Here is a 12711-nt window from a genome sequence, read left to right as displayed (position 1 = left end):
TCCGACGCGGAGCTGTGACGCGTTCACGAAGCGGAGTTGGCGCAGGTCAAGCGGCCGCCACCGAAACGGTGCGATCGATGATCCTGAGAATTCCTTGAGCGCCGAGAATACAACGGCATACGTGGTCTTGTTCACGAATCGAAACCACTTTGCGCTGGTGTTCGTGACCAACACATGCTAGGGATTTGCTGTCGATTCCGCCGCAAAACCGGGCAACTCAGGGTATAACGCCATACCTCTGGCGACTGCGAAACGGTGGTACCGCGCTGACGCGGCACCCTCCTCCTACCCCTCGAGCTTGTAACCCAGCCCGCGGACGGTGACGAGGTGCTCCGGCTTGGCCGGGTTCGCCTCGATCTTCGAGCGCAGCCGCTTGACGTGCACATCGAGGGTCTTGGTGTCGCCGACGTAGTCGGCGCCCCACACGCGATCGATCAACTGGCCGCGGGTGAGCACCCGGCCGGAGTTGCGCAGCAGGTACTCGAGCAGATCGAACTCCTTGAGCGGCAACGTCACCGGCTCACCGTTCACCTGAACGGTGTGGCGTTCGACGTCCATCCGGACCGGCCCGGCCTCGAGCACACCGTCGGCAATCCCGCTGTCGGTGTCGTTGTCGGCGCCGCGGCGCAGCACCGCGCGGATCCGGGCGATCAGTTCTCGCGCCGAGTACGGCTTCGTCACGTAGTCGTCCGCGCCGAGTTCGAGACCGACCACCTTGTCGATCTCGCTGTCGCGGGCGGTCACCATGATCACCGGCACCCCGGAGCGGGCACGCAGTTGCTTGCACACGTCGGTGCCGCTCATACCCGGCAGCATCAGGTCGAGGAGCACGATGTCGGCCCCGGCGCGGTCGAACTCGGCGAGCGCGGACGGACCGTCACCGACGACCGTCGCCTCGAATCCTTCCCGGCGGAGAAGGAACGCGAGCGGGTCGGCCAGCGACTCCTCGTCTTCCACGATCAGCACGTTCGTCACCGGTTGGCCTCCATGTTCGTTGCGCCCTGACCGGGTCGCTCTGGGTGAATGGTCGTAATGGACTTGCCTGAGGTTGCGGCGGGGCGCCCGAGCGCGTCGGGCGCCGGTTGGTCGTCGGGTGAATCGGCTTCCTCGGTGTGCGCGGGCACGACCAGGGTGAAGGTGGAGCCGGTCCCGGGCTTGCTCCACAGGGTGATGGAACCGTTGTGGTTGGCGGCGACGTGTTTCGCGATCGCCAGACCCAACCCGGTGCCGCCGGTGGAGCGGGACCGGGCCTTGTCGACGCGGAAGAACCGCTCGAAGACCCGCTCCTGGTCCTCCTTCGCGATGCCGATCCCGCGGTCCGTGACGGCGATCGCGACGTCGTCGCCGCGCAGCGATCGGCTCACCGACACCGCCGACCCCTGCGGCGAGTACGCGATCGCGTTCTCCACCAGGTTCGACAGCGCGGTCACGAGCAGGGTGCGGTCGCCGAGCACCTCGAGGCCGCTCGGCTTGTCCGCGGTGACGGTGATGCCCGCGTTCTCCGCGGTCAGCGTGCTGCGCCGAATGGCCTCGTCGATCACCTCGTCCACCGCGACCGGCTCGAGGTCGGGCAGCTTCTCGGCGCCCTGCAGCCGGGACAGCGCGATCAGTTCGCCGACCATGTTGCCGAGCCGCCGCGACTCGGACAGCACCCGCTCACCGAAGTGCCGGACCGACGCGGGATCGTCGGCGGATTCGAGCAGGGCCTCGGCCAGCAGTCCCATCGCGCCGACCGGGGTCTTGAGCTCGTGGCTGACGTTGGCGACGAAGTCCCGGCGGGTGGCTTCCATCCGCGCCACCTCGGAGTCGTCGTCGGCGAACAGGACGACGAATCGGCGGTCCTCCTCGCTGAGCAGCTGGGCGAGTCCACGGACCGCGATCCGGCCGCGGCCGCGCCCGGGGTTCTTGACGCTGAGGTCGACCTCGACGGGTTCGCCGGTGTCGAGGACCTTGTTCGCCGCGGCCCAGGCGCGCGGTTCGATGGTCCGGTTGTGCACCAGGCCGAGTTCCTCGGCCCGCGGGTTGAACAGGACCACGTCGTGGAATCGGTCGACGACGGCGATGCCGCTCTGGCTGGCGAGCACGATCAGGTCGAGTACCTGGGACATCGTCAGGCCGGCCTGCTCGGCTTCGCGCCGGTTGTAGCGCGCCTTCAGTCGCGGGACGAGCACCCCGCCGACCAGGTAGCCGATCACCGCGGCGGCGGCGACCAGAACGACGACCTGAACAACAGTCACGAGTGAATCGTACGACCGCGAAAACACCGATCGGCGCCGGGTGCAGGCGTTTCGCTGCACGTCACGGCGCCGAACGGCACTGTTTTCCTGCTGTTCACCTGGCGTTCGACCCGGGTCCGCGGATCCGCGTGCGGGGCCCGGGTCGTCGTCATGGTGTTGCTACTTCGCGCCCTGGTTGGCGACGGCCGCGGCACCGGCCGCGGCCGCCTCGGGATCGAGGTACGTGCCGCCCGGGTTGAGCGGCTTGAGGTTCTCGTCGAGGTCGTAGCGCAGCGGGATGCCGGTCGGGATGTTCAGGCCCGCGATGTCCTCGTCGGAGATGCCGTCGAGGTGCTTGACCAGGGCGCGCAGCGAGTTGCCGTGCGCCGCGACCAGCACGTTCTTCCCGGCGAGCAGCTCCTGGGAGATGGTGTCCTCCCAGTACGGGATCAGGCGCTTGACGACGTCGAGCAGGCACTCGGTCAGCGGGACCTGCTCGAGGTTCGCGTACCGCGGGTCGGCGTCCTGGCTGTACTCGCTGCCGGCCTCGATCGGCGGCGGCGGGGTGTCGTAGCTACGCCGCCACAGCATGAACTGCTCGTCGCCGTACTCGGCCTTGGTCTGCGCCTTGTTCTTGCCCTGCAGCGCGCCGTAGTGCCGCTCGTTCAGGCGCCAGTCGCGGACAACCGGGATCCAGTGCCGGTCGGCGGCGTCGAGCGCGATGTTCGCGGTGCTGATCGCGCGGCGCAGCAGCGAGGTGTACAGCACGTCGGGCAGCAGGTCGTGCTCCTTGAGCAGCTGACCGGCGCGCTTGCCCTCCGCGACACCCTTGTCCGTGAGCGGGACGTCCACCCATCCGGTGAACAGGTTCATCGCGTTCCATTCGCTCTCGCCGTGGCGGAGCAGCACAAGGGTTCCGGTACTCATGTGGTCAATCGTGTCATGAGTCCAACCCCGACCGGGGGCTCGGGTCGAGGTCCCGACGCAACCCGCCCGGCAACCACGCACGGGAAACGCTCGACGGCAGGACTGCGCCGAACGCCGACCACGCCGACCCGGATCCGCACGTGCCAACCGAGCGAGCGGAGCGGTCTCCACCCGAACTGTGAGCCGGCCGGCGCACACTGGGTTCATGAGTTCGCCGCCACGTGACCGGTGGGTGCTGCACGTCGACCTCGACCAGTTCGTCGCGGCGGTGGAGGTGCTCCGGAGGCCGGAGCTGCGCGGGCGGGCGGTCGTGGTCGGCGGGCGCGGCGACCCGACCGAGCGGGGCGTCGTCTCCACCGCCTCGTACGAGGCCCGCGAATTCGGCGTCGGATCCGGGATGCCGCTCAAGGTCGCGGCGCGCAAGCTCGCCCACGTGCCGGGAGCGGCCTTCCTGCCGGTCGACGCCGCGGCCTACACGGCGGCGTCGGCGAGGGTGATGGCGACGCTGCGGGGACTCGACGTCGTGGTCGAGGTGCTCGGTTGGGACGAGGCGTTCCTCGGCGCCGACACCGCGGACCCGGAGGCGCTCGCCCGGACCGTGCAGGCCGACGTGTTCGCGGCGACCGGCCTGCACTGCTCGGTCGGGATCGGCGACAACACGCTGCGCGCGAAGATCGCCACCGGATTCGGCAAGCCGCGCGGCATGTTCCGGCTGACGGCGGAGAACTGGTTCGAGGTGATGGGTGGGCGCGACCCCACCGCCCTGTGGGGTGTCGGGACGAAGACCGCGAAGAAGCTGGCCGCCCAGGGCATTCACACCGTCCGGGAACTGGCGGACGCGGACGAGGGCGACCTCGCGGCCGCGTTCGGGCCGACCACCGGGCCGTGGCTGGGCCGGCTCGGCCGCGGGTTGGGCGCGACGCGGGTCAGCGACGAGCCGTATGTCGCGCGCGGACACGGCCGCGAGACGACGTTCCAGCACGACCTCGCCGACCGCACCGATGTCGAGGCCGCGGTGCGGGCACTCGCGAAGCGGGTCACGGCAGACGTGCGAGCCGAGGGCCGCGCCGCGGTGCGGGTGACGCTGAAGGTCCGCTACGCCCCGTTCGAGACGCACACCACCGGGCGGGCGCTCCCGGAGCCGACGGACGACCCGGCGGTGATCGCGGACGCAGCGGTCGCGCTCACCGGCCGCCTCGAGCCGGACCGCTCGATTCGGCTACTGGGACTGCGCCTCGACATGACCGCCCCTCAGGAGACACCGGCTCGGCCGTGAGCGGCTTCGGTCGGGCGCGGTCGTCAGTCCCGCTCGCCGCCGAAGAAGGTCGCGAACCAGATCCGGGTGACGACCTCCGCCGCCTGCTCCACCGGCATCGTCCGGTCCTGCAGGGCGTCCTGCGCGTACCAGACGTACGCGGACTGCTCGACCATGCAGGCCATCGCCTCCACCATCACCGAGGAGGGCTGGCCGGCGACCTCGACGATGCCACACTTGGACTTCAACGCGGTGGTGAACCGGTCGATGTGCCGGTTGCGCATCTTCCACCAGAACTCCCGGAACTGCGGATCCACGCTGGCGGCCTCGACCAGGGTGCGCATGATGTCGCGGTTGTCGTAGTAGTGCGCCAGGTAGCCGGTGTTCGATTCGAGCAGGGCCTCGTACGGTTCGTCCTCGAGCCGGTGCTTCAGGTTTCCGCTAGCCCGGAACAGGTCGTCGTGGGTGTCGGCGATCAGCGCCGAGAACAGGTCGTCCTTGTCCTTGAAGTACCGGTACAGCCCCCCGAGCGACATGCCGGCCTCCGTGGCCACCCCGCTCATCGTCGTACCGACGTAACCATCACGCGCGAACACGGCCCGGGCCGCGTCGAGGAGGCGGGTGCGAGTCTGACGCCCCTTGGTGGTGTTCGGTACGTGCGGCATACCTCTCCTTTTCGTTGCGCGAATCGTAGCTGGTTAACAGACTGATGATCAGAGTTTACAAAAAAGCGACGTCACTCTCTTGACTGTGAGCCGGGTTACCCCACAGAATCATTCCATCGACGCCGCGATCTCCCCGCGTTGCGCTTCCCCCACCCGGCTTTTCACCGAAACGGAGTCGCTGTGAATTCCCGCGTAGCCACTCTCGCCACCATCGCCCTCGACGGGTGCCCGGCCGGCGAGTCCCCCACCACCGAGACTCCCCTGGCCCTCTTCCGCGGCCACCTGGCGCGGGATCCGCAGGCCGTCGCCGTCCGCGACGACCGCGACCACGTTCTGACCCGCCGCGAACTGTGGGACCTGTCCTCGGAGATCGAGGCCGAACTGATCGAACGCGGCCTCGTCGCCGGCGACGTCGTCGTGGTCTGCCTGCCGAACTGGACCGAGTGGATGGCCGCCTACCTGGCCGTCGTCCGCGCCGGACTGGTCGCGGGCACCCTCCCGGTGACCACCGACCCGAAATCCGTCGCCTACACCGCGAACCTGGTCGGGGCGAAGGCCGTGATCCTGCCGCGAGCCCATCGTGGACGCGACTTCACTGCCGAATCCGATGTTCTTGCAGCCGAACTCGGCCGATTGGTCCATGCCCTGCTGATCGACGGCGACCACCGCACCCGCACCTGGCGCACCTTCGACGGACCGGACGCCGTCGTCCCCGAGTACCCGGCCGGACTCGCGCACATCCTGTTCTCCTCGTCCACCACCGGCAAGTCGAAGGCGATCGCGCACTCCGAGGCCGGCCTCAGTGCCTACAACCGGATGGTCATCGACCGCTATCAGGTCACCGGCGAGCACCCGATCTTCATGCCCTCCCCACTCGGCCACAGCACCGGCTTCTGGCACGGCGCCCGGATGTCGATGATGACCGGAGCGACGCTGATCCTGCAGGACGCCTGGGACCCGCGCCGGGCACTCGATCTGGTCGACCGGTACGGATGCGAGATCACGGTCGCCGCCACCCCGTTCCTCAAGGACGTGGTGGACGCCGAATGGGACTCGGACACACCGAAACTGAACGGATTGCGCGTCTTCCTCTGCGGCGGCGCGCCGGTCGCACCCAGCCTGATCGAGCTCGCCCAGACCCAGATGCCCGGCACCCGCATCGCCGCGATCTGGGCGATGAGCGAGGGCGGCGCCACCTCCAGCCTCCCCGGCGACACCACCGAACTCGTCGCGCGAACCTGCGGGAAGGTGATGCCCGGGGTGGCACTCGAAACGATCACGAAGGACGGCGCCATCGCCCCGCGCGGGACCGACGGCGAGATCGTGATGCGCACGCCCTCATTGTTTCTCGGCTACATCGGCCAGGACGAGCTGTACCGCACCTCGTTCACCTCCGACGGCTGGTTCCGCACCGGCGACACCGGAATCGTCGACTCCGACGGCTACCTGAGGCTGACCGGCCGGATCAAGGACCTGATCATCCGTGGCGGCGTCAACATCTCGCCGGTGGAGATCGAGAACGCCGTCGCCGGACACCCGCAGGTGGCCCGCGTCGCCGTCATCGGACGCCCCGACGACCGCCTCGGAGAACGGATCTGCGCCGTCCTCCAGCCGCTCGGCACCGCCCCCGGCTTCGACGAGTTCGTCGGCTGGCTCGCCGAGCGCGGCGTCCCGCGCCGGCTGTGGCCCGAGTCCATCGAAGTGGTCACCGAAATGCCCGAGACCCCCGCCGGAAAGATCCGCAAGAACGTTCTCAGAGACATGATCTCGACAGGAGCAGACATGACCAGCGGCACCACCGATCTCGTCACCGAGACCGTCACACTGCGCGACATCGACGTCACCTACACCCGCGCCGGCTCCGGGCCCGCCGTCGTGCTGATCCACGGCCTCGCCGAGGACCGCCTGAGCTGGCGCACGGTGCAGGAGGCCGGAATCGGCGAGTACACCACCTACGCCTACGACCTGCGCGGGCACGGCCGGAGCACCGCCGGCTCCGGCGACGGCACCCTCACGCAACTGCGCGACGATCTGATCGCCTTCCTCGAGCAGGTCACCGGACCGGCCGTCTGCATCGGTTTCTCCCTCGGCGGCACCGTCGTCCTGTCCGCCGCCGCGCAGCGCCCCGACCTGGTCACCGAGGTCGTCGCGCTCGGCACCTCCAGCGTCGTCGGCCGCGGCGCCGCCGGCTTCTACGCCGGCCGGATCGAACTGTTCCGCGGCAACGACGAGGCCGCACAGCGCGAGGCCCTCCACGCGGACACCGCTGCCGCCCTCCACAATCCGTCCTCCGACGTGGACGCCGTCACCACCGCCCGGCTGGCCGCCGTTGGAGACGCCGCGGGCTACCTCAACGCTTCCACCGCGATGGCCGCGCTCGTCGACGCACCGCTCACCCCGGCCCTCGCCGAGATCGGCACCGACACCCCGGTCACGATCATCGGCGCCGACCACGACAACTTCTGTCCCAGGAAGGCCGCCGACATCGTCCTCGGCGCGATCGGGCACGCGAGCTACGCCGAGATCACCGAAGCCGGGCACCTGATGCTGGTCGACCAGCCCCAGCAGACGATCGCCCTCCTCCGCCGCACCCTCGCCGGCTGACCCCGCGCACCGCGCACCCCTTCCCCCCTCGAAAGGCCTTGCCATGCAAGAACGTCCCACTGCCCTCGTCACCGCCGCCGCCGGAGCCGGCATCGGCGCCGCGATCGCCTCACGCCTCGCCGCGGACGGCTTCGACGTGATCGTCACCGACATCCACGAGCGCCGGTGCGGCGAGCTGGCCGCCAAGCTGTCCGCCGAGCACGGTCGCGAGTTCTCCCACCACCTGCTCGACGTGACCGACGAGGCGCAGGTCGAGGCCGTCGTCGCGAAGATCGCCGAGACGAAGGGCCGCCTCGACGTGCTGGTCAACAACGCCGGCTGGTCGAAGATCGAGCCGGTCGCCGAGATGTCCTCCGAGACCTGGAAGCGCTGCCTGGACGTCGACCTCACCGGCACCTTCCACACGATGCGCCACGCCCTGCCCCTGATGCAGCAGGCCAACTCCGGCGCAATCGTCAACATCTCCTCGATCTCCGCCTACGAGACCAGCACCGAGCACGGAGCCGCCTACTCCGCAGCCAAGGCCGGTGTCCTCGCGCTCACCCGCGTCGCCGCCGCGGAGAACGGCAAGTTCGGCATCCGCGTCAACGCGGTCACCCCCGGCCTGATCTACAACGACTTCCTCCGCAAGATCTACCCCGACGAGTTCTTCTCCGGCTACGCCGAGGACCGGTCCCTCGTCGGCCGCGTCGGCCGCCCTGAGGACGTCGCAGGCCTGGTGTCGTTCCTCGTCGGCCCCGACTCCGGTTACGTCACCGGCGAGGTGTACGGCATCTCGGGTGGGGTGCATCCGCATGGCTGAGTCTCCCCTGTACCTGCCGGTGCGTGAACTCACCGGCGCCTACGCCCGCGGCGACCTGGACCCGGTCGAGGTCACCGAGGAGGTCCTGGACCGGATCGAGCGCCTCGACGGCCGACTCCACGCCTACGTCACGCTCACCCCCACGCTGGCCCGCGCGCAGGCCGCCGACGCCGCCGCCCGCTACCGGGCCGGCGAGACCGGACCGCTGCTCGGCGTGCCGGTGTCCATCAAGGACGCCTTCCACCTCGCCGACACCGAAACCGGCCTCGGCTCCCTCACCCAGCGCGGCCGCATCGCCCGCTCCGACTCCGGGGTCGTCGCCCGGCTGCGTGCCGCAGGCGCCGTCATGCCCGGCAAGACGAACGTTCCCGAGTTCTGCCAGTCCGCCACCAGCGACAACCGGCTCGGCCCCGACACCGGCAACCCGTGGGACGTCACCCGCACCCCCGGCGGGTCCAGCGGTGGCGCCGCGGCCTCCCTCGGCGCCGGCCTGGCCTCCCTGGCACTGGGCTCCGACGGCGGCGGCTCCATCCGCATCCCCGCCGCGTTCAGCGGCCTCGTCGGGTACAAGCCGACCACCGGCATGTGCCCCGACGAGCGCGGGTTCCGGGCGATGACCGACTTCGTCACCGCCGGCCCCCTGGCGTGGACCGTGGACGACGCCCGTCTGATGGTCGAGGTCCTCGCCGACACCACCCTGGTGCGGCGCACCGGGCCGAAGCTGCGGATCGCGTACTGCCCACGGCCCGAGGGCCGTCCGGTGGATCCGGCGATCGCCGCCCGGCTCGACGTGGTCGCGGGCGTGCTGTCCGATCTCGGCCACGAGGTGGTGCAGCGGGACATCCCGATCGACGGATGGAGCGACATCTTCGGTCCGCTCGTCCTCGACGACGAACTGCGCGAGCGCGGGCACCTGCTCGCGAACCCGGACCTGCTCACCGCATACGAGCACGCCAGTCTGCGGGCGGCGAACAGGCTGGCCAGTTCCGACGTCGCCCGGGCCAGGGAGGCGCTGCCGGAGTTCCGCCGCCGAATCGACCTGTTCCTGGGTCGTTTCGACGCGGTGCTCACCCCGACCGTTGCGACGGTGGCGTTTCCGCACGGCGACCGGCCCGAGGCAATCGACGGCGTCGAGGTGGACTGGCTGTGGGGAGCGTTCCCGTTCACCTCCCCGTTCAACGTGGCCGGCACCCCCGCGATCACGCTGCCCGTCGGCCTGTCCGACGGACTGCCGATCGGCGCCCAGCTCGTCGCCGCGCAGGACCGGGACGCGGACCTGCTGAACCTGGCCGAATCCCTCGAATCGGCACTGGCGTTCGACTACAACCCGCTGCGTGAGCGGTGGGCCGTCCCGCGTCTAGACGCCGTCGAGGTCATGCCACAACCGGAGCCGGTGTCGTGACCGGCGGCATGCTCGCCCAGCGCCGGCACGGGGACGTCCTCGAGGTCGTCCTCGACCGCGCCGACCGGCGGAACGCGTTGTCCCGCAGTCTGCTGCGGGAGCTGCGAGACACGTTCACCGCTCTGCCGGCGGACGTGCGGACGGTTCTGCTCACCAGCAGCGGACGCGTGTTCTGCGCCGGAGCCGACTTCGCGGACATCACCGGCACGTCCGCCGACCTGGACTACGACGCCGATCTCGACGCGGCGGCCGCCGCGATCCGTGACTGCGCGGTCCCGGTGGTCGCCGCGATCGACGGACCGTGCGTCGGCGCCGGGGTCGAGCTGGCCACCTCCTGCGACGCCCGCATCGTCGGCGCCGGGGCCTGGTTCCGGGTCCCCGCCGTCGAACTCGGGCTGCTGTACAACCCGAAGTCGATCCGCAGGATCCACGCCACCCTGCCGCGGGCCACCGTCACCCGGCTGCTGGTGCTCGCCGACCGCTTCGACGCGGACGACGCCGTCGCCGGCGGCCTGGCGACCCACCGCGCCGACGGTGAGCCGCGCGAGCAGGCCCTGGCGCTGGCCAACCGGCTCGCGTCGATCCCGCCGGACGCGCTCGCCGCGACCCGCGCGCTGCTGCGCAGTCTCGACGACGGCCGCTACGACGACACCGAATGGCAGGCCACCCGCATCGGCCTGCTCGACAGCCCGGCCCGGCACGCCGCTGTCGCGGCCGCCTCCGAAAGACACGGCGGCAGTGCCGCTGTCACCACAGTCCCCGAACCCACCCCCGGCGGCACCGCCGCCCCCACCCCCGGCGGCACCGCCGCCCCCAAGCGCTGAGGACATTCCATGACGAACACCTCCCTCACCCCCGATCCCCGCGACTTCCTCGCGCTCGAGCAGCTGCTCAGCGAGGAGGAGCGGATGGTCGCGCACACCGTCCGCCAGCTCGTGGGCGAGCAGATCAAGCCGAACGTCGGCGAATGGTTCGAGAACCACGAGTTCCCGAAGGAGATGGCGCTCGAGTTCGGCAAGCTCGGCATGCTCGGCATGCACCTCGAGGGCTACGGCTGCGCAGGCATGAGCGCCGTCGCCTACGGCACGGCCTGCCTCGAGCTCGAGGCAGGCGACAGCGGCGCCCGCAGCTTCGTCTCGGTGCAGGGCTCGCTGGCGATGTTCCCGATCTGGAAGTTCGGATCGGAGGAACAGAAGCAGGAATGGCTGCCGCGGATGGCCGCCGGCGAGGCCATCGGCTGCTTCGGCCTGACCGAACCCGACTCCGGCTCCGACCCGTCGAGCATGCGCACCACCGCCAAGCGCGACGGGGACGACTGGATCCTGGGCGGCACCAAGATGTGGATCACCAACGGTTCCCTCGCCGACGTCGCGGTGATCTGGGCGATGACCGAGGAGGGCATCCGCGGGTTCGTCGTCGACACCAAGACCCCCGGCTACCAGGCCCGCAAGATCGAGAAGAAGCTCTCGCTGCGCGCCTCGGTGACCGCCGAGATCGTCCTCGACAACGTGCGCCTGCCCGGCTCAGCGGTGCTGCCGAACGTCGTCGGGATGAAGGGCCCGCTGTCCTGTCTGAACGAGGCCCGCTTCGGCATCCTGTTCGGCGCGGTCGGCGCCGCCCGCGACTGCTACGAGACCGCGCTCGAGTACACACTGCAGCGCACCCAGTTCGGCAAGCCGATCGCCGGCTTCCAGCTCACCCAGGGCAAGCTCGCCGACATGCTGATCCGGGTCAACCGGGCGCACCTGCTGGCGATCCACCTCGGCAAGCTCAAGGACGCAGGCCAACTGGCTCCGGCGCAGATCAGCTTCGGCAAGAAGGACAACGTCGCCCAGGCCCTGCACGTCGCCCGCGAGGCCCGCGGCATGCTCGGTGCCAGCGGAATCACGTTGGAGTACCCCGTGATCCGGCACATGAACAACCTCGAGTCCGTGTACACCTACGAGGGCACCAACGAGGTGCACACCCTGGTCCTCGGCCAGGCCGTCACCAACATCGGAGCCTTCCGGTGAGCGCCGTCGCCGCCCTCGAGGGCCACGACCTCGGCACCCGGGTCGTCTCCTACACCGAGACCGACGCGATCCTCTACGCGTTGTGCGTCGGAGCGAAGCCGGACCAGCTGCCGCTGGTCTACGAGCGGGACCTGCGCGTGCTGCCCACGTTCGGGCTCGGCCTGGGCCTGTGGGCCGTCGAGGACGCGGGCGGGCTCGGCGCCTACGACCGGCTCGAGTCGCTGCACGCGGCGCAGCAGTTGGTCGTGCACGCTCCGCTGCCGAAGGCCGGGAAGCTCGAGATGCGCGGCTCCGTCGCGCAGGTGTGGGACAAGGGCAACGCCGCCACCATCGACATCGCCGTCGAGTGCGAGCAGTTCACCGCCACCTACGCCATCCACCTGCCCGGCTCCGGCGGCTGGGGCGGCGAGCGCGCCCCGTCGAGCCCACGCGTCGATCTGGACGGCGCCGCCTTCGAGCGGCAGTTCCGGGTCGAGCCGAATCTGCCTGCGCTGTACCGGCTCACCGGCGACCTGCACCCGGTGCACATCGACCCCGAGGTGTCCACCGGCTACGGCTTCGACCGCCCGATCCTTCACGGCCTGGCCACCCTCGGCATCGCCGCCCGCACCGTCGCGGAGGCGGCCGGCGCCCAGCCCTGGGAACTGACCGAATTGCGGGCCCGGTTCGCCGCACCGGTCCTGCCCGACAACACCCTCACCATCCGCGCGCAGGCCGGCGATGGCGGCGTGGACTTCGACGCCCGCATCGACACCACCGGCGTGCTCACCGGCGGGCACGCTCGCTTCTGACCGCTCGCCCAGTTCGAACCGGATTTTCAGCTCTACC

At 70.2% G+C, this 12711-nt stretch carries 11 protein-coding genes; 7 read left to right on the top strand and 4 right to left on the bottom strand.

The annotated features are described in order from the left end of the window. Positions 1 to 285: 285 nt before the first annotated feature. The 3 genes from ACWDUM_RS23600 to ACWDUM_RS23590 all read right to left on the bottom strand — a co-directional run bounded on the left by ACWDUM_RS23600 (position 286) and on the right by ACWDUM_RS23590 (position 3152). Complete coding sequence (locus ACWDUM_RS23600; RefSeq protein ID WP_450117072.1) at positions 286 to 975, bottom strand: winged helix-turn-helix domain-containing protein; 690 nt, start codon at positions 973 to 975, stop codon at positions 286 to 288. Then, positions 972 to 2237, bottom strand: coding sequence for a sensor histidine kinase (locus ACWDUM_RS23595; protein WP_450117073.1), 1266 nt, complete (start codon positions 2235 to 2237; stop codon positions 972 to 974). The genes ACWDUM_RS23600 and ACWDUM_RS23595 overlap by 4 nt, the downstream gene beginning before the upstream one ends. A 159-nt stretch (positions 2238 to 2396) precedes the next feature. Continuing rightward, complete coding sequence (locus ACWDUM_RS23590; protein ID WP_450136029.1) at positions 2397 to 3152, bottom strand: phosphoglyceromutase; 756 nt, start codon at positions 3150 to 3152, stop codon at positions 2397 to 2399. Positions 3153 to 3348: 196 nt separating this feature from the next. Between ACWDUM_RS23590 and ACWDUM_RS23585 the strand changes: the two genes are divergently transcribed. Then, a complete protein-coding gene (locus ACWDUM_RS23585; protein ID WP_450135857.1) occupies positions 3349 to 4419 on the top strand; it encodes a DNA polymerase IV in 1071 nt (356 codons plus the stop codon). A gap of 23 nt (positions 4420 to 4442) precedes the next feature. Here ACWDUM_RS23585 and ACWDUM_RS23580 read toward each other — a convergent pair whose 3' ends face one another. Beyond that, a complete protein-coding gene (locus tag ACWDUM_RS23580) occupies positions 4443 to 5063 on the bottom strand; it encodes a TetR/AcrR family transcriptional regulator (RefSeq protein WP_450135856.1) in 621 nt (206 codons plus the stop codon). A 180-nt stretch (positions 5064 to 5243) separates the two neighbouring features. On the opposite strand from ACWDUM_RS23580, the gene ACWDUM_RS23575 reads away from it, so the two are divergent. Genes ACWDUM_RS23575 through ACWDUM_RS23550 form a run of 6 tightly spaced genes read left to right on the top strand, consistent with a single transcriptional unit; the run spans position 5244 to position 12674 of the window. Then, entirely contained in the window at positions 5244 to 7667 is a 2424-nt protein-coding gene (locus tag ACWDUM_RS23575; RefSeq protein WP_450135855.1) for an alpha/beta fold hydrolase, read from the top strand. 43 nt (positions 7668 to 7710) lie between these two features. Beyond that, positions 7711 to 8469, top strand: coding sequence for an SDR family NAD(P)-dependent oxidoreductase (locus tag ACWDUM_RS23570; protein ID WP_450135854.1), 759 nt, complete (start codon positions 7711 to 7713; stop codon positions 8467 to 8469). Next, entirely contained in the window at positions 8462 to 9871 is a 1410-nt protein-coding gene (locus ACWDUM_RS23565) for an amidase (RefSeq protein WP_450135853.1), read from the top strand. Before ACWDUM_RS23570 ends, ACWDUM_RS23565 begins: the two co-directional genes overlap by 8 nt. Next, complete coding sequence (locus ACWDUM_RS23560; RefSeq protein ID WP_450135852.1) at positions 9868 to 10695, top strand: enoyl-CoA hydratase/isomerase family protein; 828 nt, start codon at positions 9868 to 9870, stop codon at positions 10693 to 10695. The genes ACWDUM_RS23565 and ACWDUM_RS23560 overlap by 4 nt, the downstream gene beginning before the upstream one ends. 9 nt (positions 10696 to 10704) lie before the next feature. Continuing rightward, positions 10705 to 11883, top strand: coding sequence for an acyl-CoA dehydrogenase family protein (locus tag ACWDUM_RS23555; protein ID WP_450135851.1), 1179 nt, complete (start codon positions 10705 to 10707; stop codon positions 11881 to 11883). Further along, complete coding sequence (locus ACWDUM_RS23550) at positions 11880 to 12674, top strand: MaoC/PaaZ C-terminal domain-containing protein (protein WP_450135850.1); 795 nt, start codon at positions 11880 to 11882, stop codon at positions 12672 to 12674. The genes ACWDUM_RS23555 and ACWDUM_RS23550 overlap by 4 nt, the downstream gene beginning before the upstream one ends. Positions 12675 to 12711: the final 37 nt, after the last annotated feature.

The sequence above is a fragment of the Rhodococcus sp. NPDC003322 genome, from assembly GCF_053589555.1.
The sequence above is the reverse complement of the archived record's forward strand: the minus strand, read 5'-3'. Positions and strand labels throughout refer to the sequence as shown.